General features: G+C 50.5%; 22 protein-coding genes. 11 read left to right on the forward strand and 11 right to left on the reverse strand.

The window, feature by feature from the left end; all coding sequences use genetic code 11:
- The first annotated feature begins 377 nt into the window (after positions 1-377).
- From H6624_00105 to H6624_00130, 6 genes are all read left to right on the forward strand, one after another.
- Positions 378-866 carry a hypothetical protein gene (locus H6624_00105; protein MCB9082708.1) on the forward strand — a complete coding sequence of 163 codons (489 nt, stop codon included), beginning with the start codon at positions 378-380 and terminating at the stop codon, positions 864-866.
- Positions 866-2,206 carry a hypothetical protein gene (locus H6624_00110; GenBank protein ID MCB9082709.1) on the forward strand — a complete coding sequence of 447 codons (1,341 nt, stop codon included), beginning with the start codon at positions 866-868 and terminating at the stop codon, positions 2,204-2,206. Before H6624_00105 ends, H6624_00110 begins: the two co-directional genes overlap by 1 nt.
- Positions 2,207-2,369: 163 nt before the next feature.
- Positions 2,370-3,191 (forward strand): TIGR02147 family protein, encoded by an 822-nt coding sequence (locus H6624_00115; GenBank protein MCB9082710.1) that lies wholly within the window; start codon positions 2,370-2,372, stop codon positions 3,189-3,191.
- The gene (locus H6624_00120) at positions 3,188-3,973 is read left to right on the forward strand and encodes a hypothetical protein (protein MCB9082711.1); all 786 of its coding nucleotides are present in this window, start codon (positions 3,188-3,190) and stop codon (positions 3,971-3,973) included. The genes H6624_00115 and H6624_00120 overlap by 4 nt, the downstream gene beginning before the upstream one ends.
- A 12-nt stretch (positions 3,974-3,985) precedes the next feature.
- Positions 3,986-5,449 (forward strand): hypothetical protein, encoded by a 1,464-nt coding sequence (locus H6624_00125; protein MCB9082712.1) that lies wholly within the window; start codon positions 3,986-3,988, stop codon positions 5,447-5,449.
- Positions 5,446-5,799, forward strand: a complete 354-nt coding sequence (locus H6624_00130; protein MCB9082713.1) for a hypothetical protein — start codon at positions 5,446-5,448, stop codon at positions 5,797-5,799. The genes H6624_00125 and H6624_00130 overlap by 4 nt, the downstream gene beginning before the upstream one ends.
- A gap of 18 nt (positions 5,800-5,817) precedes the next feature.
- Here the strand turns inward: H6624_00130 and tadA are convergent, their stop codons facing one another.
- From tadA to H6624_00145, 3 genes are all read right to left on the reverse strand, one after another.
- Positions 5,818-7,077, reverse strand: a complete 1,260-nt coding sequence (tadA, locus tag H6624_00135; GenBank protein ID MCB9082714.1) for a Flp pilus assembly complex ATPase component TadA — start codon at positions 7,075-7,077, stop codon at positions 5,818-5,820.
- Positions 7,078-7,181: 104 nt separating this feature from the next.
- Complete coding sequence (locus H6624_00140; protein ID MCB9082715.1) at positions 7,182-7,928, reverse strand: hypothetical protein; 747 nt, start codon at positions 7,926-7,928, stop codon at positions 7,182-7,184.
- A 58-nt stretch (positions 7,929-7,986) separates the two neighbouring features.
- Complete coding sequence (locus tag H6624_00145; protein MCB9082716.1) at positions 7,987-8,439, reverse strand: hypothetical protein; 453 nt, start codon at positions 8,437-8,439, stop codon at positions 7,987-7,989.
- Between the two features lie 138 nt (positions 8,440-8,577).
- Here H6624_00145 and H6624_00150 point away from each other — a divergent pair, with 138 nt between their 5' ends.
- Both H6624_00150 and H6624_00155 read left to right on the forward strand, forming a co-directional pair.
- Positions 8,578-9,747 carry a hypothetical protein gene (locus H6624_00150; protein MCB9082717.1) on the forward strand — a complete coding sequence of 390 codons (1,170 nt, stop codon included), beginning with the start codon at positions 8,578-8,580 and terminating at the stop codon, positions 9,745-9,747.
- Positions 9,734-10,891 carry a hypothetical protein gene (locus H6624_00155; GenBank protein ID MCB9082718.1) on the forward strand — a complete coding sequence of 386 codons (1,158 nt, stop codon included), beginning with the start codon at positions 9,734-9,736 and terminating at the stop codon, positions 10,889-10,891. The genes H6624_00150 and H6624_00155 overlap by 14 nt, the downstream gene beginning before the upstream one ends.
- Here H6624_00155 and H6624_00160 read toward each other — a convergent pair.
- From H6624_00160 to H6624_00175, 4 genes are all read right to left on the reverse strand, one after another.
- On the reverse strand, positions 10,888-12,621 hold the full coding sequence (locus tag H6624_00160; GenBank protein ID MCB9082719.1) for an Hpt domain-containing protein: 1,734 nt from the start codon (positions 12,619-12,621) through the stop codon (positions 10,888-10,890). The two genes, H6624_00155 and H6624_00160, sit on opposite strands and share 4 nt — an antisense overlap.
- Before the next feature lie 11 nt (positions 12,622-12,632).
- Positions 12,633-13,139, reverse strand: a complete 507-nt coding sequence (locus tag H6624_00165) for a chemotaxis protein CheX (protein ID MCB9082720.1) — start codon at positions 13,137-13,139, stop codon at positions 12,633-12,635.
- A 23-nt stretch (positions 13,140-13,162) separates the two neighbouring features.
- Complete coding sequence (locus H6624_00170) at positions 13,163-13,579, reverse strand: response regulator (GenBank protein ID MCB9082721.1); 417 nt, start codon at positions 13,577-13,579, stop codon at positions 13,163-13,165.
- 198 nt (positions 13,580-13,777) lie between these two features.
- Entirely contained in the window at positions 13,778-14,026 is a 249-nt protein-coding gene (locus H6624_00175; GenBank protein MCB9082722.1) for a hypothetical protein, read from the reverse strand.
- 471 nt (positions 14,027-14,497) lie between these two features.
- Here H6624_00175 and H6624_00180 point away from each other — a divergent pair, with 471 nt between their 5' ends.
- On the forward strand, positions 14,498-15,775 hold the full coding sequence (locus H6624_00180) for a PilT/PilU family type 4a pilus ATPase (protein ID MCB9082723.1): 1,278 nt from the start codon (positions 14,498-14,500) through the stop codon (positions 15,773-15,775).
- A gap of 1 nt (position 15,776) precedes the next feature.
- Here H6624_00180 and H6624_00185 read toward each other — a convergent pair whose 3' ends face one another.
- On the reverse strand, positions 15,777-16,667 hold the full coding sequence (locus H6624_00185; GenBank protein ID MCB9082724.1) for a universal stress protein: 891 nt from the start codon (positions 16,665-16,667) through the stop codon (positions 15,777-15,779).
- Positions 16,668-16,867: 200 nt separating this feature from the next.
- Between H6624_00185 and H6624_00190 the strand changes: the two genes are divergently transcribed.
- Positions 16,868-18,115 (forward strand): S8 family serine peptidase, encoded by a 1,248-nt coding sequence (locus H6624_00190; GenBank protein MCB9082725.1) that lies wholly within the window; start codon positions 16,868-16,870, stop codon positions 18,113-18,115.
- A gap of 2 nt (positions 18,116-18,117) precedes the next feature.
- Here the strand turns inward: H6624_00190 and H6624_00195 are convergent, their stop codons facing one another.
- Together H6624_00195 and H6624_00200 are read right to left on the reverse strand one after the other, a co-directional pair.
- Positions 18,118-18,885: a pentapeptide repeat-containing protein gene (locus H6624_00195; protein MCB9082726.1), complete on the reverse strand. Its 768-nt coding sequence runs from the start codon at positions 18,883-18,885 to the stop codon at positions 18,118-18,120.
- Positions 18,886-18,988: 103 nt separating this feature from the next.
- A complete protein-coding gene (locus tag H6624_00200) occupies positions 18,989-22,189 on the reverse strand; it encodes a hypothetical protein (GenBank protein MCB9082727.1) in 3,201 nt (1,066 codons plus the stop codon).
- A 298-nt stretch (positions 22,190-22,487) separates the two neighbouring features.
- Between H6624_00200 and H6624_00205 the strand changes: the two genes are divergently transcribed.
- Entirely contained in the window at positions 22,488-23,009 is a 522-nt protein-coding gene (locus H6624_00205; protein MCB9082728.1) for a hypothetical protein, read from the forward strand.
- A gap of 16 nt (positions 23,010-23,025) precedes the next feature.
- On the opposite strand, the gene H6624_00210 is transcribed toward H6624_00205, so the two are convergent.
- A complete protein-coding gene (locus tag H6624_00210) occupies positions 23,026-23,736 on the reverse strand; it encodes a glycosyltransferase family 2 protein (GenBank protein ID MCB9082729.1) in 711 nt (236 codons plus the stop codon).
- Positions 23,737-23,796 lie beyond the last annotated feature (60 nt).

The following is a 23,796-nucleotide window of genomic DNA, read 5'->3' on the forward strand; positions in this document are numbered from 1 at the left end:
AGTTTTGCGGATCAGCAATTAAGAGGTCCGAGTTTTAGGCGGGTTGATCTACGGAGTCGGGCCACTCAGGTCGAAGGTTGGCTGTGGCCTCGATCAAGGGCTGCGCTCCGACGGGTCCGCGCCTCGTTCGGCTGAGCCTATTCCCTTCAAACTGCCCCCCTTGATAGTGGATCAACAATAAAGAGGGGTGGTTTTGTCCATTTTCAAGGCATTTTGATTGAGCAATAAGATATTGGAAATATTAAGGGAAAATAGAGTTTTTTCAAAATTGTCCAGGTCTATTTTCAAAAGGGGCTTCACAAATTTGGGACAAATGATAAGTTGCGTCACGAAAGCAAAACTGAAGTGGAACGTTGTTGAAAACGAGGAGTTCGAAAGTGAAAGAAGTGAAAATGAAATTTGGCTGGTGGTTCCGATTCGTTCAGGCCTCAGTCGTATTTGTCTTAGTTGCCTACAGCGCCTTGGCCTCGGCCTCGACAGAGAGCGGTCGCTTTTTGATTACCCAAGGGGGCTGTGAAAGTGAAGTCAGTTCGAATCACGAGGGAGAGTCCGATCTCATGTTGTGGCTGGTCCTCTCCAGCGAAGGCGAAGTGCCCAGTTTGCAAAAAGTGCGTGTGCTGGTTTCAGGAGAGATCGAAGCTGGGCGTTTGTGCCAGGAGTTTTACAGTCTCTACCTGAGGCGCCAACAAGTGGTGATGACTTTGGAAGATCAGTTTATTCGCGGCCAAAGGCATCGTGTGATTCGCGACTTTTGGATCAAGAGAAGTTTATTCCCGCCAGTGATGATTGCCGATTTTAATCTCGAAGAGGCCAAATCCCAGCGTATTGGCTTTCAAGTTTCAAAAATTGATGGAGGAGTGAAGTAATGAAATTTCTAGGATTGAAACCCATTTTGTCCCTGAGTTTATTTGTCCTTGTGTTGTTGTTCCCCACCTTGGCCGGCGCGGAGGATGCCATCCACCAGGTGGACATTAGAAAAATCGAAGAAAATGCCTCCCTGTCCCCGAGACAAAAAGCCGATTTGCTGATCCAGGAGGCCGAGGGCTTTAATAACCTTTACGGTGCCATGTGGGCCGATGAGATCTTGCAGCGAGCCTTGATTTGGCAGCCAGATAATTTGAAGGCGCAGATGTATCGAAAGCTCATCGCCCCGGCATTGGTATTTAAGGGCATCCTGACTCGCCTTGATCCCTTTGTGAAGGGTGAGCCCCAAGACCGAGTGCAAAGCTTTTACAAGTTTCGCGATCAGGACATTAAGGGCACTGGTCTTGGCCAATTTCTAACCGATGGTCCGCGAGACATCCGCACGGAAAAACAAATGCAAAAAGTGTTTGATGACTTCATCGTCAAACAGGATCAAGCCCGCCTGTTCTTTGCCAAAATTAAGCGTGTTAAGAATCTGAGTTTCATTGTCCGCTACAACCGCATCAAGCACAGTCATTCCGCCAATATCAAAAAGTGCAACGCCTGGAAAATTAGGCCAGGAGTCTTTGCCCGCAAGCTTTGTGACAACCTGATTTCCCGCTACTACAAGGTTGATATGGTGGACTTTGAAGTCTTCCAGCAGGTGATGGCAGGAGTAAAAATCTACTCGGCTCTGGCCGTGGCCTACGATACAACGGGGCTCATCGATCACAATCGATTTACCTATCAGAACCAATTGAATCCAGAGCAGATCATCACTCGCATGCGGCAAGTGGAAGCCTTTGGTCGGATTCGCAGGGGTAAAACCCTCCAGTCTATTCATGGTCTGGGAGTGGACCTTTTTGCCGGAGCCAAATGGGCGCACAGGCTTCAAGACCGACTTTGCCCGACGGGTGATGAAACAAAAATCAATCGGCCGGGATTTGCCATCGACCACGGAGTTTGTATTCACGACTCACGTCGGATGCGCATTGAGGCCTTATTTGACGCCATCGAGCTGGCCCTTTCCGGTCAGGCCAATCCGGTGATTGTCACCAAGCGCTCCATTCATGTGAAAGGTGAGTGGTCGGCCCATCGACCGGTGAAGTATCAAACTGCCATGGCCTTTTTTGCCCCCATTCTCAACCCTGTGCCTGACCTAAAACCCCTGGCTCCTACCCGATTCAACGAGTGCGGAAACCCAGTCAATGTGGGCGAGGAGACCCTGGGTGGTCTCTTTCCCCATGGCGATGCCACGCGAACCCTCACAGCCAAAGGAGAGCTCAACCGCGATTGTTACTGATTCAGACCCCAACTCCAAACCCCAATAGGGGGTGCGAAGCACCCCCTAACTTTATGAATTTATTAGCTTAAATTTGATTTTTTCAAAAACTTGATAGATCGTTTTCAAAAGTGTTGATATTGGGCGGCGGTGGTAATATACTGCGCCGCATCAGAGGAAAGCCATGCTGAGTATTTATAGCTATTCAGAGGCCAGCCAGTTCCTGCGGGACGCCTGGAAAGAAAAGAAAAAGCGGAACCCTGCTTTTTCCATGTCCGCATGGGCGAAGCAGTTGGGTTTGGAAAATAGCTCTCCTCTGAGTTTGGCTTTTAAAGGCAAGCGCAGTCTTCCCAAAAAGTATCTTCCTCAGGTCGTGCAGACTCTCGGACTCTCTGGAGAGGAAGGTCTTTACCTGGAAGCACTCGTGGATTTATCCAAGGCAAAAACCACCCCGCAGAGGCTATTTTATCTCAATCGACTAAAAAAGCTCGCTCCTGAATCAGAGCTGTCCCGCCAGGTGGTGGATGAGTACAAGTTTTTGAGTGAACCTCTGCATACGGCCATCATTGAAATGACCGATCTCAAGAACTTCCGTCCCGACCCAAAGTGGATCCATCAAAAACTACGTCTCTCAGCCACTCTCGATGAAGTCACGGAAGCCTTGGGCCGCCTGATTGAGCTAAAGCTTCTCAAACAGGATTTTAGCTCGGGAAAGCTCTATAAAACCCATGCCTTTTTGACCACTGAGAATGACGTGGCCGATCTGGGGACAAAAAAATTCCATGAGGCGATTTCCAAATTTGCGGCTGAGCAAGTCTATGAACAGAGTTTGGACGAAAGGGAATTCGGAAGCTACAGCTTTAATTTGAAAAAGGGCCAAATGAGTAAGGCCAAAAAGAAGATTCGCAAATTTTTGGATGAGTTTTTCCAGGAGTTTGAGGCCCCAGCAGGCGAGGGTGATGACACCTATCAGTTTAACGTTCAACTCTTTCGGGTGACAAAATGAACTCGGTTAGAAAATTGACTTTCTTATTGTCCGTGATCTTTTGCCTAGCGGTGGGCCAGGGCTGCACCAAAAAGGAAAATGTCTATGTTCCAGGATCTGGTGGCGGCGGACCCACGGGCCCGCAAAATGAAGTTACCGGCAAAGGCAACGGCGGCAATGAAATGAAAATGACCTTTCCTGAAATCGAGATCAAGTTGGCGGCCGTGAAACCCTATTTGCATCGTCTGTTTTTGGGTTTAAAGGACCTCAATGTTGCCGAACAGCTGTCACCCGGCTTGACGGATCTCAAGGATTTCCCTGAACTACAAAATTTAATTGGCCTAATGACCCGTGAAACAACCGAGTACATGAATGTCTTTGGCGACATTGCCGTTGACAACAACTTCGCCCCTCAAAACACTCCTTGTGTGGACATCAAGGGAGAGGAGAATGCGGCGGCTGCAGGGGCGGGGGATATCGGTGGGGAAATTTGTTTTTCCATGGGCCGACTGCAGGCGGCCAGCATTAAAGGTGCTGATTTTGCCGTTGATGTGATGATATTGTCCTTGGCAGCCCATGAGTTCGGGCACCACTATTTGAACTCGGGAAATCCAGAGATCGACGAAGCTCTGGTACGCATACTTCAAGATTTTGTTACCGATCAGATGAACAAATATCAAGGCTTGCCGACGGCTACAGATGTGGTGACCGCCAGTGAGGTTGTTTACCTGGATCGTTTTGTCCACGAGGCAAGATCCCTGTTGGCCAAGGCCCAGGCCTCCAATGTGATTCAAGTGAAATAGGTGGATACACAAATGGAATTGAAACTTGTGAAATTACTAAAAAGGGGAGTCGCCATCATGGCCCTGGTATCCCTGGTTCTTATGACCGTAGGGTGTACAACGGAAAAGAACTACATCCCCATGGAATCAGATGGAGTGGGTGGTCAGGGTGGTGGTCGTCAACAGTCCATTGCGACGGAAATCAAAGAGAACTTGGATCTCAATCCGGCTCTTAAGAGTACCTCCTCCAGCAAAAAGGCCAAGGCGGAGCGTTTGGCTTTGTCAGCAGAAAAACTGGTGACACCGATTGGTTTTATGTTTGCCTACCGTGTTTTCACCAAGGCCTTGGAAATTGATCCTAATAATGGGCGGGCACGTTTCTACCAAGCATTTTTGAGGCCGGCAATGGAACTCAAGGGCATCATCACTCGCGTGGAGCCTCTGGTAAAGCGATTGGATGCACGAGCGCAAAAAAGATTTTCCGAATTCCGCGATCGCATGGCCGAGGGTGGGCTGAAAGACTTCTTGTTGGCAGGTCAACCTGATATCGGCAATGAGGTGGACAGCCAGAATTGGCTTAAGGGTGTCTATCAGGCGCAAACCGAGTTTCGCCAGTTTTTAAAAGCCAACAAAGATTTGGTCTTTGACATCACCATGAATAAGACTGAACAGGGAAACAAAGTATACGAGAAGTGTGCAGTCATTGAAGTTGAGCCCAATGTCTTTCAACTACCCAAGTGTCCCTACATCACGGAACTTAAAAAGAGCATCAACCGGGCGGATTTAGAGATCTTTCAGCAGGCGACAGCTGGAATGCAAATCTATTTTATGATGATGACCGGTTATGATTATACCGGCGCGATTGACACCGATCAGCTGCAAAAAAAGGAAGGCTGGAAGAGTATACAGATCAATGAGTATCTCAAGACCCTGGAAGGCTGGGGAGACCTGCGTAGCGATCACGATTTTGGGGATTTTAAAGGCCTGGGTGTTGATCTTCTTGGTGGCGTTAAGTGGGCTTATCGCCTTAAAAAGGTCTTGTGTCCCAAGGGCTTTGTGGATGTGGAAAACAGGCCGGGATACTTGTTTGATAACGGAATTTGTATTCGCGAAAAGGTGGACCGAGAAGGACCCTATGAAAAGGTCGAAACCGTCCTCGCTATGTTTGAGTTGGCCCTCACCGGTGTTGCCCAGTCGACTCAGTATTTCACTCACCGAGGCGAGGGGGGGCGCAAGCATTACTTCACCACGGACGTGAACTTTTTTGCTCCTTACCTCAATCCGATCAAGAGTGCCAAGGGCTATTTGGTTAGAACCTATGATGAGTGTGACCGGCCAATTGAGTTGATGGACGGAACTGTTGGCGGAATGTACCCGAAGGGAGATGCCAAAGATCTGGTGGTCGCCCGCTACTCCATCTTTGATTATGAAGAGGACTATTGGGAGTGTAAGGACCGCTGGGAGGCTAAAGGGCTGTTGAAGGAGGTGGAGCCATGAGATGGTGTGGTCCGGCCCTTGTTGCTGTGGCCCTCTGGGCGACATACTCAACCGCTCTGGCTGGAACAGAGGAGATTCGCCCCTTTCAATTGCGCAGCTGTAACCAGAGCATGTGCTTCGTGCTCGAAGCCCCGGCGGCGTTTCGTAGCCCATTGGACAACATTTTTGTCTTTCAGAAGGGTTTACTCCGACTGGAAGGCAAGAGAGATGGCAAGACGCTGCGACAGGAGGTCGGCTTAGACGGTTATTACGATCCGCAGCTGTCCAGGATTGTGCTTCGCGAAGTTGAGGGCAAACCCTACCAGGATGTCCTGGTGAATTTGAATAACGGTCAACTTCTGGAATTCTGACTCTTTGAGACCGCTCGCCTAATCTCGGTTGGAAAAGACCGAGCCATAAACTGAAGCTAAATCGATGTAGCCCTGGTAGACACGAAGTAGAGCCTCTTCAGCGAGCGTCGTCATCCCTCTCTTGCGTGCAAGCTCACGAATTTCAATCTTTGTCTGTTCGCGATTAATAGCTTCTTGGATTTCCGAATCGACCACAAAGAGTTCAAAAATGGGGACCAGCCCGCTAGAGCCCTTCATGATCACCTCACCGTTGACGACCTCCGTGCACTTGTCACAGCCGGGCCCTTCCTTGTAAAACTTCACTCCGTCCGGAGGAGGCAGGATCTTCTCACAGTTTTTAAGAATTCGTGGGTCTGGTTGGTACTCCACCTTGCAGTGATGGCAAAGCCCGAGCACAAGACGTTGCGCCAATGAGCCAATCAAGGTATCGGCAATAAAGTTGGGATGAATATCAAAGGCCTTCATCCTCGCGATCACTCCAATCGAATCACGAGTGTGGAGAGTTGTAAGAACCAGGTGACCCGTTTGTGCTAGCTGCACAGAAGTGATGGCCGATTCGGCGTCACGGATCTCACCAATAAAGATAATATCCGCATCTTGCCGCATATAGGTTCGGCTGAGTTCAGCATAGCCGGCTTTCTCAGTGACCTGCACATGATTCACAAAAGGAAGGCGCCGCTCAATGGGATCTTCAGCGGTAATGATTTTTTTCTCGGGTCCGGCCAACTCATGAAGGAAGGACAAAATGGTGGTGGTCTTACCACTTCCGGCGGGACCATTGAGGATAATCATTCCGTTCTGGCGGCGAATGAGATCCTGAACGTTATTGAACATCTTTTCTGTCATCAACAGTTGGTCCATGGTGATAAAGCGTTCGTTGCGCTGAATCCGGATACAAACTTCTTCCGCTTCCTGATTGGGAATAATCGCCACCCGCAGGGTGACATCGTCACCGCCACCTCTTTCAAGCACAATCTGTCCATCCTGAGGTAGGCCAATGTTGGTGGTATTTAGACCGGCCAGGATTTTCACCCGTTGAATGACTTCGTCGTAGTGAGAATTGATAAACTGGGATTTGACCACTCGCAAACGACCAGCCACGCGCAGGCGTAGTAGGTAGCGCTGTTTGTCGCCGGGAACATTGTTGATTCCCATGTGAATGTCACTGGCACCAGCGCGAATGGCCAGGTCAAAGAGGTACTCCACCATTCGCGGAACAGTGGTATTGGCCTGATCCAATTGTGAGATCTTCATCACTGATGCATTATCTGAACCCAATCAAAAGCCCCCTGCGAGTGCGCAATTTGCCCACATCTATCTATTCGGAATTTCACGGATAAAACTTGATTGGCGAAGGAGATTCGATCGCGGCGCATATAGGCTCAAAACATGTCAATGCGACCTACCTTGCAGACAAAGCGGGTGATCTTGGGTTTATATTTGGGACACTCGTTGCGGGCCTGGGCCAGGGGATATTTGCCCTTGGACTTGGCCGAATAATGGGCGCAGTAAATGTGCATTCGCCCCAATCCCCGACTTTCGTCGGCACCGTCCGCAATGGTAGTGGTGTATTCCTCGAAGTAAAGGCAGCCAGAAAATTTGGCATCTGGCTCGGCCACGGCACTGAAGCTTCGCAGTTTTCTCAGGTCCCATTCACGAGTGGCCACGCTGGAAAATCTCCTCAATAGTTCATTGATGCCATCGATCTCCCGACTGGGGTGGACATCATGGTCATTGACGAGACTCATGGCGCCGTCCACATTGCCGGCGTTGAGCTCCTGGACAAAGCTCCGCAGCACTTCCTGAGGCGAGGGAAGGCTTTTTCTTTTACTGCTCAGAGCCCAGGCCTGCCCCTTTTGCCCCCACTCCGTTCCAGTACCGGGTTTGTCCTCCTTTGGGCGAGCGTCCCGACGGATCACTTTCCTCCGGGAATGGGAGCAGACGTCGAAGTACACGTTCTTAAGGTATTTCCCATCCGCGCATTTGCAGCCGGTGTTCCCGTGTTTCGTTTTGATCCAGGTCCCACCCTGTTCTTTACAGATCTGGGATAGATCCTCGGCTCCATATGCCGTGGGCAGGCCAAAGCCAAGAAAGAAAAACAGAGCTGTTCGAAGTAGCCTATGACGCATGAGAGGACCACCCACTTATACAGGTCATCGGTAGAAATAGCCTACAATTTAAAGAGTCTCAGTTTGAGAGAGGAATGACTTTTAGCTGAGAGGCAGCTTGGCCTGAAGGTGGCGTGGAAACGACGGCGATCGCTCCTTCGTTTTGTGACACAAATTCGAGGAGTTCTTTTTCCGATTGAAACTGTTTGGGTGGGACCCCGCGACCACTAAACAGGCGCCTTCGCCAAAAGGCCAGGTAGCGGGAGGTTTCAGTATCCAGGCAGCCGCTGAGAAAAGAGGAAGTCACCGGGTTTTTCTGGTCCAACAGGGCCGGGCGGATTTTCACTCCGGACTCCCAAAAGAGCTTGCGACCAAAATAAATGTCTTTGGCAATTCCCGAGTCGACCTGAGTCACCGAGTTCTTGGCGTTCACAACAAGGACAAACTTCTCCTGGGCCAAGGCGCTACTATCAGCACCCCCATAGACCAGTACGCCTAAAATGAGCGATACGAAGAGTGAAACCTTATTCACCAAGGGACTCCTTCACCAAAAAGATATCTTGATCAGTTCAACTTAGCTCGGCGTACCTGGCAAGGATTTTTTTTTAAGAAAACTTGACCACGATCATTGTCCCTCTGATGATGAGATTCTGAAAACAGCATCGGAGATGTGGTAGGTCGAATTTTTATGACGCGGATTTTTGGACCTTTGAAATTGTTCGGTCTCGCATTGTCCTTGGTGGGTCATCTCGCCATGGCCGATTCCCTGGAGCGCATTTCATGGAGTGGCTTTTGGACCATGGGAGTGGCCGGGACAGACTCGGACTTGAGCTTCTCCAATCTCAATCGAAAACCCAACGTCTATAGAGATAGCCTGGCCGGATTAAACGGCCACATCGCCGTATCAGAGGATTGGTCGGCCACCCTGCAGCTATTGGCAACGGGACAACCCAACGATTTTGAACCGGAGCTCGATTGGGCTTTGGCCACCTGGCAGCCCAACTCCATGTACACTCTGAGATTGGGAAAGCAAAAACTACCGGTGTGGTTGGTGTCCGACTATTTAGATGTGGGAATTCTTTTGCCGTGGATCCGCCCACCCTTGGAAGTTTATGACGCCAATCCTATTTCCACTTTTGTGGGCATGAGTCATAGCCTGGCCTTTTCTCTCGGCTCCGATTTAAACGGTGTTGTGGATTTTGTGGCGGGTTCTAGTAAAACCGAGATTCATAGCGATGTGACCAGTTCAGTCACCAAAGGGACCATCCATGATATTGGTGGAGTGAACTTGACCTTGAACTTCGGAGCGGGAACTTTCCGGTTGGGCTACTTGCAGGCACATATTGATGGCACAACAGAGACGACAGTCGACACTCCTTGTACAGTTCCGACTTGTGGACCATCAGCCCCACCGGGCACGTCCTTGCGCACAACTCTGGTCAGTTCCATTGATTTAGGGCTGGGGACTTTTAAAAGTGCGGGTTTTAAGTGGGACGACAAGAAGTATTTGGTGATGACTGAGTATGCTCTCCAGGAGAACAAGGACTCCACATTCTTGGAAAAGGTGGGGGCTTATTACGCCACTCTTGGCTACTACATGGGGGGCGAGAAGAAGCTTCTCACTCATGTGACCTATGCAACCATGACCGACGCCGATGGTACGGTATTAAATGGCAAGCAGACCACATCGACTCTTGGATTTAATTGTTATTTTTCAGAATCTCTGGTCGGTAAATTGGAGTGGGCACAAACAGAAGCCAGTGAAGGCATGGGTAAGTTTTCTGCCGATCCAGGGCGAAAGGTCAACGTTGTGGGGTTAGCACTCAGTGCGGTTTTCTAAGCGAGTATTTCATTTAAATCTACGTTTAGCGGCCATCTGTTTAGTCGCCAGTGGGGCTCTTTATGCCCAAGGGGCCGATGAGATTCGCTGGAGCGGGTTTTGGTCCATGGGAGTCGCCGGGACTGATTCAGAAGAATCCTTTAATGGTCTTAACCGTAAGCCCAGCTTGTTCCGCAACAGTCTTGCGGGACTAAACGGCAGTGTTCTCATGTCTGAAAACTGGACAGCGACTTTGCAGTTGTTGGCTAAGGGGGAGACAGATAATTTTCGTCCGGACTTGGATTGGGCTCTCCTCACCTGGCAACCCACCTCCCGTTACACCATGAGGCTGGGTAAACAAAAGGTGCCGGCCTGGTTGGTCTCTGATCATTTGGACGTGGGCATTTTGCTCCCCTGGATCAAGCCTCCGGTGGAAGTTTACTCCTTGAACCCGGTGAGCAGTTTTATGGGCATGGGGCACACCTATACTTGGGAGTTGTCGGAAAAGTGGAGCCTGCAGGTGGAGCTGATGGCAGGTTCGGCCAATCAGAAGTTGGATTCCATCGTCTCTGGTTCCGAGGCTGATCTGTCGGTGACCGACGCATGGGGGGGCAACATTGCCCTTAACTTTCTTGGCTCAGGGACTTTGCGGGTGAGTAAGTTTGTGGCCCATATTGAAGGGACTTTGGCGACCATCGTGGACACACCTTGTACGGCTGCGTGTGGTCCCGTACCTCCAGGGACTTCGACTCGCTCGACCTTGATTTCAGATATCAGTTCCGAGCATAGCTATTTTAACGGCATTGGTCTCAAGTGGGATGACCGCAGGCACTTACTGATGAGTGAGTACGCCGTTCAGGATAATGAGGGTTCCAGTTTGTACGACAAGCAAGCGGCCTACTATGTGACCCTTGGCCATTATTTTGGTCAGGAGAGCCAGTACCTGGTGCACCTCACCCAATCAGCCACCACCAAGAATGAAGGCCTGGCGGCGACTGGTAAACAAAGCGCTTTGATGTTGGGCTTTAACTATTGGATGACGGATTCCATGGCCGCTAAGGTGGAATGGGGGCAAACTGAGGCGACTGAAGGCAAAGGTCAGTTTGATTCCGATCCGGGCCGCAAGGTCAACATCATGGGCTTGAGTCTGAGTGCTGCCTTTTAGGCGGCCTTTGTTTGCTGCGCTCGCTGCGCGGTATCCAAATCCCACAAATAAGGAACACAAACGGTGAAGGTGGTGCCTTTTCCACGCTCGCTCGTGACGGTGACCTGGCCACCCATTTGGATTGCGCTTTCATAGATGGCGTTGAGGCCAACGCCACGGCCGGCAATCAGATCTACTTTTTTCGCAGTTGAAAAATCGGGCTCAAAGATTACTTGGATGACTTCTTCATCAGGAGTGGTCTTTGGAGCTGGTCTTCCCATAGCCTTCAGGCGATCACGGACAGCCTTGGCTGAGATTCCCTGACCGTCATCCTTAAACTCTATCTTGAGCCATTGTTGACCCTCACTGGATTCGATCGTGCAGGCAATCCTCATTTGACCAGAGAGGGGCTTTCCCAATGTCTCCCGATCCGAAGGGGATTCAATGCCATGGCGGGCAGCATTGCTGGCAAAGTGGACAAAGGTGCTGAATAGTTCCTTGTAGCTATCCTCTATGACTAGCAAATCTCCACCTTCAAAGATGATGGGAAAACAACGTTTGCCTGTCCTTTCCGCGGCAATTTGCAGGGCCGAATTCAAATAGGCGAGGCAGTCGCTGATTTTCTTGGACATTAAATTCTTAAGGAACTTCTCCCTGACTTCATTTGGCACGTCATTAGAAATCAGGGATTTGTAGACAGATCTTAAATCCTCCCAGTTCACCTCAGTGATGCGTCCCTTGGTCGTGAAATCTCGGCCAAGAATAAACTCATATTCCAAAAGAAACATGCGGACATAGATCTCCATCTCAGAGAGGTAAAACTTGAACTCTTTGAGGTGGGTGGGGTTTTGACTCTCCACATAGGTGGCAAGAAGGTTTTCGGACTGGTGAATGATGTCGAGAAGCTCGTTCAAGTGAAAAGATCCTGTGGTGCCCTTAAGGTTGTGCAAGGCCCTTTTGATTTGCTCCAAATTACCCGAGGAGGCAAAGTCTGCATCTGACAGGGACTTCAACCATTCCAGGGTGGTCCGCAGGTAGTCAAAGTAATTCTGAAATTGACTTCGGTGGTGGAGAATCTTGACTACCCGGTCCACATAGTCCTTTTGCTTTTTCAGTTCGCGCTGAACCTTTTCCTCACCTGTTTTGTCAGTGGCGATTAGAATAACACCGGAAAGGGTCCCCGCAGTTGTACGTGCTTCACGATACTCTAGCTTAATATTGCGATTGTGAGAGTGTTTGAAAAAACGCGGTGCCAGGGCCATCATCTCGCGAAACTCAAAGTCGTCTGAAAAGACCAGCTTGATCCAGTCATTGAAGCTCTGCCTGTCATGTTCGGGAATTTTAAGAACATCGGCGATATGTATATTCCCCGGGGTGCACTCTAACAGATCTTCGCAGATACTTGAATAGGACGGGTGGCATAGGCCATTGGGACCAAAGATCAAGACCCCTTGCCCCAGGGAGTCCATGAGAAGGCGAATTTGTTGGTTGGCTTCAATTAGTTCATTTGAGGAGAGGCTCATGGCTCTGTGAACAAAGTCGAGTCGTTCCTCTGTGGACTTTAAAGAATCGGAATAGGCCTCTAACAGAGCTTGGTGAGATCCCCCCAGTTTAATCAAATTCGGGTAGAGTTCGGTCGATTCGGGGTTGGCTCTAAGACGATTGGACTCCGTCGAAAGAGTTTCCAGGTCCTGGGAGGTGATCCCGCAGATTTTCTTGAGATGCCTGAGGAGGACCTTGGAAAGGCTCAAAGTAAGTCCTCCTACGGCTGCCCTTGCAGAACAAGGTAGGCTGAAAAGGGGCCATAGGGCGTTTCAAAGGGAGCCACCAGTGTGCTGCTCTTGGAAATCGGCTGAATGGAATGGCTTTTACCTACGATGACGCTGGGAATGGCCATTTTAAATTGATAGCCCCGTTCGTTGAGAGCCTGCTTGATAACGCCGTAGATCACATTGGTTAACTCACCGACGGCCTGCTTGGTCGACATGTTGATTTCCGTCACGGCAGGGTCATAGACGAGATTGATAATACCCAGTATCGTTGACTCGGGAAAGCTGACAGTCAGGCTAGCTTCAATTCGGTCCTGAACCATACCGACTGAGCCGGACACATCCCCTTTACCTTGAAAGTTGGGGACAATTTGATGGCCTTGGGATGTCACATCAATGCCAAAGGTCATGGAAAAGACTTTTACCGTGCTCTCAATTAATATTTCCCCTAGGGCATCATCGAGGCTCAAACATTTTGCTGCCGAACCATCAGTTCGCATTATTCGCTCCCACTTCAGTTGGGTTAGGCCGATTTCTGGCTTGTCAACTTCTTGGCGACCATTTCAATTTTCTTAGAGATAATATCAGCATCAAAGGGTTTCACGACGTAATCATTGGCCCCGGCAATGAGAGCTTCAATGACGTTGGCTCGATCCGCCTCGGCGGTGACCATGATAAAGGGGAGGCGCACGAAGCGATTGTCCTGGCGGATCTTCTTGAGAAGCTCCAACCCTGACAGATTGGGCATATTCCAGTCGCAGAAGATGAGGTCGTAGGGTTTTCCAGAGCCATAGGCATCGACTATCTTTTTGAGTGCGCTGTCACCGTCATCAGCCTCATCCAGGTGTTTGTAACCCAAATTGGTGAGACCTATGCGCAGGGTGACGCGGGTCAACTCAAAGTCGTCGATAAGGAGTATGCGGCTATCTGGTGAAAACATGTCTCGACCTTCCCAAACAATGGGCCTAACCAAGGATCAAGGTTTTATCGGAAGATAGGAGGGGGGGCTTAATAAAAACCGAACGAGAATGGGACCTGAGTTCAGGCAAAGTGTCTCAAATTGAAAAGCGTATCCGTCGACTGGATTCCCCACCAGTCGACGGATTGACAAACCCTAGTACCACATTCTGCCTTAGAGTCAGAATGAACTCTTACGAGTCCTCTTTTTGGGGATCAAAGTAACTTTGTAGTCATTACTTTGCTGACGGAACTTTCGTTTAATATGACGGGCTTGTCGAATGCGACCCCGGTCTTGGTGCAGAGTCTCAACAACTCTGACGGTAACCACCTCTTGACGGGCGATTTCCCGGTCGAAATCAAGGCCCATAACTGGAAAGCTGGAAAACAATATTCCCGCAATCATCAGGCAACGGAACGTACCACTCATTGGTCTCCTCCTTCAACGAAACGGACAACGATAGGGAGCCTAATCTTCCTGATTTTTCAGCGGAGTATTTAAAAACGATGACCATGAAGAGATAAACGTGCAGAGGTCAAAACGATGTGTTTAAAAACGTCTTCTATTAATTTTTGTTAATTGGTTATTTCTGGTAGAGCGCAGGAATGCATGTGTTACTCCCGAAGGGAGTTCCACAATATGAGGCTTGAGAAACAAGTCTCATAATAGTTCATTCGAGCCTTCCGCCAACGCTTCTGCCAGGCACATACGACCTATCGGCGCGCCGCACAAAAAGTTGAGCGTGTTTTTTACAGTGTCTGAAAACTTGACGTCAAAACTTCGCCAAAAACATTGAGTTGAGTTCAGGTTGGAACGGTAAATGCTCCTTAATTCTTATGAGGCAGGGACTGTCTCAGGGTGAGAATCGGAGAGGGTTCTTAGGCGATCAAGGAGCTGAACGTGGGGGCTAGAGACCTTAGAATTGCGCGGGTAGAACCGTTTCATTTGGATACGTTATTTAAAAGAGCCGTCAACAGTGGCGCCTCTGATCTCTATATTAAATCAGGAAATTTCCCAATCATTAGAAGGCAGGGCCGCTTAGAAGTCCTCACCGACGAGTTTGGACTTTTAACCCCGGAAATCATCGAACAAATACTGACTTCGGAATTAGACAACTTGTCCATCCACCTCATGAAGCAAAAGCGCAATTTTGACTTCAGCATGGAGCGTGGCGGAATCGGCCGCTTTCGAGTCAACGCCAGCCTCAGCCGTGGGGACTGGATGCTATCAGTCAGGATCATCGGCGTTTCTCCAATGTCTTTGGATGAGCTGAACCTTCCCTCTGAGTTGAAAAAGTTCACCCGCTATCAGCGTGGACTGGTTTTGATCTCTGGAAAGGCGGGAGCGGGTAAATCCACAACCATGGCTTCGCTGTTGAACTACATGGTGAACCGCCAAGACCGCCACGTGATTACTCTTGAAGATCCCATTGAGTATCGGTTCACTGGGACCAAAGGCATGATCACCCAAAAGGAACTCGGACGAGACGTGGCTACTTTCGCCGATGGCTTGAAAGCAGCACTGAGGCAGAATCCGGACGCCATCTTTATTGGTGAGATGAGGGACAGGGAAACCATTGAGGCAGCCTTGGTGGCAGCAGAAACCGGACACCTCGTTTTTTCAACCCTGCATTCGGGTGATGCCCCTGGTGTCATCCATCGAATCTTGGCTGCATTTCCGAGTGAACAACATGGCCAGGTTCGAAGGCAGCTGGCGGCCAACCTGATGGCCGTGGTCTCACAAAGACTAGTGCCTTCTCTGCAAAAGAGCTTGGTGATGCCGGCGGTGGAGATCATGGTAGTGAATGATCGCATTCAGGATCTCATTCGCAATTCCGACCGCACTCACGAAATTATCCATGCCATTGAAGAGGGCTTTGTTAACTATGGGATGCAGACCTTCGATCAAAGTCTGCTGTCCCTGTTAACCAAGGAACTCATCGACTATCAAACGGCTCTCACCTTTGCCAGCCGGCCCGCTGATTTTGAATTGAGGTGCAGTGGTGTCAAAGCCACGGACGGAGACAAATGGGTGCCTTTTGACCTGGAAACCGAGAGCACTCCAGATCGTTTTAGTATCCAGGTGAAAAAGGGTGATGTTCGGATTCCCGAGTACAACCGCAGTGTCTTAATGACACGCATAAAGTCTAAAAAGAAAAAGAAGAAATTTCCTTGGTAATCTAGTTGCCGGGGGGAATCACCCAAACGGGAACCGGTGCCTGGCGAACCACCTGTCGGGTGGTACTTCCGGCCAGAATCACTTCCACAGGAGAGGACACCGATGCCATGACAATCAGGTGAACCCGCTTTTTAATGGCAAAATGGATGAGTGCCGAAGCCGGGTTTTCCGGCGCTGCTTCTATGATTGGCGTGATGCGGACTCCTGACTTCTCTGCCCACAACACCCACTTGTCGGTAAGAGCTTTCTCCTCCATATAGCGCTTGGTCAGCTTGGGATCAAAAGTGCGTTGGTTAACAGCGTAAAAGAGGAGAATTTTGGCATTGACGGCTGCCGCCCGCTTCACACAGATTTTGAAGGCGCGAAAGGATTCATCGCTAAAATCAGTTGGAAAAATGATCGTCTTGATCGAAGTCGGAACCCGGCTGCCCGCTGAAAAAAACAGCAGCGGCTTGTGGCAAGTCAGCAAAAGGGTTTCGGCAAAGCTGCCGAGCAGAAACCGATTGAGGCCGCTGCGATTGGCCGTCGTGGCGAGAATCATATGGGCACGCTTGGTATAGGGGGTGTTGAGCAAGGCCCTCACATAGGCGCGCACATTATAAGGCGGTGGGATCTGAGTCACAATTTTACCAGGCCGGAGGGACTTGCTTTTGAATTGGGACAAAACCTTCTTAAACAACAGTGTACACCACTGATAGTGGTTACTCTGCCCACCTCTTATATCGCGAAACACAAAAGTCGGTTGAATTTCCACCTTGCGATCAGGGAAAAGATCTTCAGCGAACCGCAGTTGTTTCTTTGCCGGCCCTGGTTTGAAATCAAGCAGGTCTAAGGTCCAGATAATTCGTTCGCTTTTTCTTCCGCTAGTGGTGGATTTTGCCTTCTTTGCCAATTTCCTCTCCTTGTAACAGAGACACTACACGCAAAGAGATTAAGAGTTGAGAGGAAAGACATCTGGTGATGGTGGCGCGTCACCTGATCTCCGTCCTAGACTTCGGACCAGAGTTTCAAAATGGAACCACTTGGGATTTTTTGCCTCGGCCAGGCTGGGTTAAAGTCTTGAAATCAACATACCCAAGGAAGGGAGAGACCATGACCCGTAGAGCGAGATGTCTTGTCCTGTTTTTTTCTCTGGCTGCGACGGTTCCTGCATTTGCCAGTCGTTGGATTGTCAAAAATGGCGATGGAGAGAAGATCAGCAGCTTGTCCATGTTTGGCATCACGGAAGTCAAAGTTTTGAATATTGACGGTGAAGTCTATCGGGTCCTGGAGGCTCCAGACTCCTTGATGAGTGTCAAGGCTAGGGACAATTACACGGCTTTGAAGTCCCTCACCAATGCCGATGGCATAGCGGCTGATCTTCCTTTAGAGCTGGTGGAGCCAGCAAGGTCCAATAATAAGCCTCGTCGGGCCTGGCATGTTCAACGCATGGACTACGCCAGTTTGCCCGCGGACCGGGATGGTCGAGGGGTAGTTGTTGCCGTCCTCGATACAGGAGTGGATTACACCCATCCAGCTTTGAAGGACCAAATGTGGGTCAACGAGGGAGAGATTCCCGGTAACAAAATTGACGATGACCAAAATGGATTTATCGATGACGTTCACGGCTGGGACTTTGCTAAGGACGATGCTGACCCGAAGGATGAAAGCTCTCATGGTACCCATTGCGCCGGACTGGTCGCAGCACTTCCCGATGTCAACTCGGGCGGGGAGGGAGCAGCACCGGGAGCCAAAATTATGGCTGTTCGGATGATCGCCGGCAATAACTCCACCTTTTTGTCGGATGCCGCTGAGGCCGTCATGTATGCAGTCGACAATGGGGCTCAGGTGCTGACCAATTCCTGGCGGATTTACGCCAGTTGGGATGATTTTGACCCCAGCGAGGAGAATCTTCAACTTCTGCGCTCAGCGATTGGCTATGCAGAATCCAGGGGTGTACCATTTGTCGCCGCTGCCGGAAATGAATCTCGGGATGTTGACAACATCGCTGAAGGGATCTTTCCAGTTCACTTCAAAGGCCTTTCGAATATGGTCATTGTGGCTTCATCAGACATGAGCGATCGTCCATCTAGCTTCACCAATTATGGTCTCGACACGGTTCACGTAGCCGCTCCCGGCTCAGATATCATGTCGACTGTGCCGAAAGGACGCTGGGCGAGCAAGAGTGGCACATCCATGGCCACGCCCATTGTGGCAGGGCTTCTAGCCCGTGCTTTTAGCGGCGGACTTCCCATGGATCAGGTTTTGGACAGAATGAATCGTACGGCCGTGTTGAACAAAGATTTTACTGGCAAGGTTCGCTCGGGAATCATCAATCCCCAGGAGCTTTTGGCTTACTGATTTTATCCCTCAAGATTGTTTTGGAGGTTCTTCATGCCCATGAAGACCTCCATAAACTCATCTGTGCTGTTAATCTGCAGTCCTGAAAAATCCACGTTGGCAATTTTGATGTCACGAATTTTGACATTCTTGATTTGCGAGCCAAGGAAGCGGCAGTTGCGAAATCGACAGTTGGTCATTTCCACTTCACTCCATTGAGTGTCGGCAAAATTGACCCCAAAGAACTTGGAGTTGGCCACCCTTACGCTGACCCACTCGGTGTTGATCATGGCCACGCCATTGAGACGGCAGTCCTCCAGATATGAAGCTCCGCCGATGGTGAGTTTTTCCAGATTGCAGCCGTCAATGCGGGTGGAAGTAAAATAACTTCCGTCGCGCAATTCCATATGGCTCATGCGACTACCGTTGAGGACAATTTCCACAAAGGAGGATCGGTCTGAAAGCAGGAGCTCTTCGATGGTGGAGCCATTGAACTTGTTTCTTTTGACGGTGGAACTGTCCAGGGTGAGTCCCAGGATTTGCGCCGCTTGCAGACGGTTATTATTAAAGTTGCCATGATTCAGCTGCATCCCGACTAAACAGGAAACTCTCGCATCGTTGTTTTCAAACTGAAAATCCGTGCCCTGGGGAGGTTCAAACTTGGACATGGTAATGGCGTTACTGTTCTCATCACTAAAAGAAAATCGAAGGCGCTGGATTTCAATTTCGTTGCGCACTCCGGAGGTAATTTGGTCCTTAAAGGACTTGATCCACTGGCCTAGGTTACCCATAAAGCCCCCTTTGCTCTCTTTTTTCACTTGGCCAAGGCAGTGAGGCAAGTAAAAAGCTGGTTGGGCGGCGAAGGGGTCTTGATGATGTGGAGCATCACGGCCCTTATGGGCCGGCGAAATCAATTGAGCAAAAGGTGTACTCGTTGGCCCCATCGATTTGGTAGCTCCCAGGATCATCGTGGAGAAATTCAAAATAGGCAGTATCCCCGGCATTCATGCGAACGGTGGTTGAACCGGTCAGGACGGGATAAAAGGAAATAGTCTCCCCCCATCTCCCGGCAATGGACACCTGCCGGGTGCCGTTGGCCCAAAAGAATTTTAAGTCGGCACCGGATCCCGCTGCGATGGGGTCGACAAACTGCAAGTTGACGGCCACTCGATAAAATCCAGTTTTGGGAGCGGTGAAGACCCATCCAGCCCCAGTGGTCACGTTGCCTCCAATGTCGTAGTCCATTTGGTCAAAATTAACCCTGGTCCAAGTCCCGTTTGGGATGTTGGGGTTCGAGGACATCATGTATCTGGCGCCAATAAATTTGTTTTCATTGTCCACATAGTTTTTGGTGGCCACATCTTGGGGGGCCACGGGATCTGCCGTGTTGATGATGCGATTGGTGGTATTCATGTCTGCGTTGCCCAGGACTCGAAGTTTTTCCACCTCAGTTGTTCCGTCACTATCGAAGATGCGCATACGAATGCCGCCGTCGGTGCGAATATAATAGTTGTTTGAGTTGTTGATATAGATTTGATTTCCCGTACCACTTGCGGAGCTACGAAAGTTAATACCGGCTGTGGTGCTCGTTCCTTGAATTTGCACGAGGTCGACAGCACTGCCAGTAACCTTGAGTGGGGCTAGAGCATCGGGGGGGCCACCCACGCCCAATTTGCTGCTGGTAGAGAGGTCTCCTGTGAAGCGGCCTGTTCCCGAGACGTCCAACTTATAACTCGGACTCGCATTACCAATACCCACGTTTCCGGTGGAGCGGTAGAGGTCGCCGCCACTCTCAAGCCAAGGGAGACTTTGTGGCTGCCATTGAGCGCCGTTGTATTTCAACACCTGATCCGTAGATGGGATATTTGTACTTACGATCCGCCCTTGGATGCGGGACACAGTGGGGTTGGGATAGGTGCCGCTCAAATCACCACCGGCAAGGCCTGTTGGGCTGGTGTTGTCGGTGACGCATGACCAGGTGTAGGGTGGCCCTCCAGTAATTTGTAGTTTCTGAGCGCCGCTACATGAGGGAATCGCGCCAACCAGAGCGTCGACATAGGACTTATTGGTGGCATGGTCAGGGTTGGTGGGTGTGGTCACGCCACTGATGATATTGGTACCCATATTGAGCGGTCCGGACATGGAGTCGCCAGATTTCAAAACATAACTTCCGATCGCTGTGTCCACATATCCCTTGTTGGCGGCGTGGTCTGGATTGGTGGGCGTCGCCACACCGGAGATATTATTGGTACTCATATTAAGAGGGCCGGTCATGGAGTCGCCCGTCTTCAAGACCCGGTTGGAGTCGGCAAGATCCACATAGGATCGATTGGCGGCATCGGACCCTCCTACAGGTGCGGCCAAGTTGGTGATGGACTGTGAACCCATGTTGATGCCGCTGCCGGTGACACTAAAGCCATTGAGAGTTGCAGGTAGGCGATCTTTGTTGAGTGTACCTGTGGTGACGTTGGTGGCATTCAGATTCAAGAGGTTTGGCGCGGAAACCCCGGGTAGCTCCCCTGAGCCGTTGAGTTGCACAATTTGGTTGGGCCCTGTTCCCGTATTGACGTTGAGCACACCGGAGGTCGTAATGGGGCCACCGGTAAGTCCCACGCCAGCACCGACAGAAGTAACAGTTCCGCCGCCACCACTGGGAGTGTAAGGTTCCCAGCGGGAGTTTCCGGTGCTCCATCTGAGGGCTTGTCCGTCTACGACTCCAGTGGTGAACAGGTTTTGTCCACCTAACTTGCCGTCCGAGTAGGCCTTATTGACAGCGTGATCCGGATTGGTGGGTGCGGCCACGCCGCTGATGGTGTTGGTGCTCATGTTCAGAGGCCCCGTCATCGTATCACCTGACTTTTGCACGAGAAGGCTGGCAATGGTGTCCACGTAGGTTTTGTTGGCTCCATCATTTGGCGCAACTGGTGTAGCCAAATTAGTGATGGACTGAGAGCTCATATTAATTCCTGAGCCAATGACCGAAAATCCATTAAAGGTGGCAGGCAATCGGTCCTTATCGACAGTGCCAGAGGCAAGGTTACTGGCATTGAGATTTGTCAGATTCACAGCCGAGACGGCTGGCAGTTCACTACTGCCACTGAGTTGCACGATTTGGTTGGGGCCTGTTCCCACATCGACGTTGATGGTGCCGGTTGTGGTGATGGGTCCACCGGTCAACCCGGTTCCCGTCATGACAGAAGTCACGGTACCTGTCGCCACGCTGGGGGTGTAGACTTCCCACCGAGTCATGGCATTGTTCCAGCGAACAGACTGGCCGTCAGCCAAACCGGCGAGGTTCAAATCCATGCCGCCAAACTTTCCGTCAGAATATGTTTTGTTCACCGCCTGATCTCCCGCCGATGGGGCAGGGAGGTTGGTGATGTTTTGTCCGTTCATGTTGATCGCCGCTGCCGGCGCCCAGTTCGTCCCATCGCTTTTGACGTAGGCAGTGGAGATTCCATCACCTAAGGCACTCAACGAACCCACTCGGGAAGTAAGAGCTTCCACATTGGTTTGATTGACCGAGCCTAGGAACTGAATAATTTGGCTCGGAGGAATGCCCTGTAGGGTTTGGGCAACAAATGCTGAAGGCACTGATGAGAGCACATAATCGGGCGAGAGTTGCTGTTCCCCACTCACACCATCGTCCACGTAGACCCGCAAAAGTCGCGAGGCCCCAGAAGTCGGAGTGTATCCGGACGCACAGGGAGCGATTGATGGAATTGAGGAAGATGTAAGATTGCTAAATATAGTTCCCATGGCATTGGCCGGGTCAGGACCAGATCTTTTAGGGCTGCCTATGGGCGAGCCAACTTTCAAAGAAAAGCGTCCCACCTCATTGGGGTCGGCATTGGAGAGGTCAATTCCTGATTGGCTTTCCTGATAGAGAAGGCAGGTGCCACCGGGGTCCATGATCACGAAGCGGAACGTAGCCGATGCCGTGTTGTTGGGATTGCCGACATTGTCAAAAAGGCGCCCATCAAACGTGAAGCTCAACTCCACATCCGTTTGGGTGAAAGCTGTAACCGGATAGCAAAATACGGCCACAAATAAAAGCCGACAGATGAAGCAACGCACAGATATTCCACGAATCATTTCGATTCCCTCGTGAGCCAACGGACCGGTTTCGCCAAATTCGCTCTTTGATCGCACACTATATTATCGGACCAAAGTCCGGCGAAATTGACCAAGTCCTGACAACTTCTCCCATTGAGACGATTCAAAGCGAGAAGGTGAGGATTGTCGGTGGCTCCTGTACTTTTGGCGGGCAAATGCCGATAAGCAGGCGATGAGGAATCTTGGATCAAAAAGGCATCAGTTTGATATTGAGCAGGGGAGCGGCAGGTTGCTCTCCTTTTTTCTGTGCCTTGTCATCTGGAGTTGCGAAGGAGGGGTGCCAGAGTTTTCTGATCTAAGTAGTGACAAGGTTCCCCAGCCGACGCTGGCTGGAAAAACCAAGTCCTCGATCACTCTCACCTCGCCCATGCAGTTGATTCCTATCAGCGGTGAGTGTGACAGCCGAGTCCAGGATCTTGAGATCCGCATAGCCGACAAAACTAGCTGGACAAAGCCAGAAGACCTGTCGGCATCGGCTCCGGTGATCAACTGCAAGGATGGGAAAAGCTTCTCCCTGAGTCTCAAGAGCTTGACCGACTTGGCCTACTGGAATACCAGTTTCGAGTTCAGTTTCGATATCTATTTGCATTCGCTCACAAAGGGTGGCCCGAGCGGCGACACAATTGTGACGGTCCATTACAAAATTCCCGTGGGTACCAAACCACCTATTGGCAACCTGTCCTCAGGAACGCAAACATCTTCGTCGGCCAACTACAAGGTTCAGGGGCGAGTGGGCTTTGGCCAATCCTCAACGGCAAGTAGTGCCTCTCACAAAATCGAAGGCAGCATTTCACGCTAATGACATAGTCGGCAGTTCAGTTTTGACCGGGAATTTCTTCAAGGAAGGCCAGACCCTGTTGTTGAACCTGGCGCCGCAGTCTCCAGATTTCGGGCAAGATCCATAGCGGGCCCGGAGAGGAGGCTGTTTTGTGGATGCGGGTGGAGACCCCAACTTCAGAGACACTCAGGCCTTTGAGTTTAAAATACAAAGGGAGCATGCGATCAAAGCCTTTTACTGGGAGAAAGTGGGACAGCCGACCTTTGCGCACCGCCCGAATGGGTGAACAGAAATCGCGTAGATCAAGGGAGAAAAATCGTCGCAAAAAGTAACGAGAAACCTGACTTGCCAGGCGGGAGCGCATTCCACCCTTGCGGGCACCGCAGATGAGATCCAACTCATTTGCGTGAAGTGCTTTTAGTAGATTGGGAATTTCAAAGGCGGGGAGTTGGCCGCTGGATCCTGGAAATAAGACAACCTCATAGCGAGCGGAGTCCGCACCCAAGCGAAGAGCCTCCGCTTGTGTCAGTCTCGGGTAGGGAGATGGCAAACTCAAAGCCTGAACATGAGGGTGGTGTTCTGCCAGCCGCGATGAGATCATAAAACTACGGTCCCGGGAGCCGACATCGACGTAGACAATTTCAAAAGTCAGCCCGGCATTTTCCAGCTCCCGCGTGAGTTCTGTAAATGTGGGTAATATCGTGTTTTCCTCGTTATAAAGAGGAATGACGACTGAAACTGCTTCCACCAATGGTCTCCCTGAAGTCCCCAAAGATCTTGAGAAAAAGGATAACATCGACAATCCCAG

Source organism: Pseudobdellovibrionaceae bacterium, assembly GCA_020635075.1.
Taxonomy (GTDB): Bacteria; Bdellovibrionota; Bdellovibrionia; order Bdellovibrionales; family UBA1609; genus JADZEO01.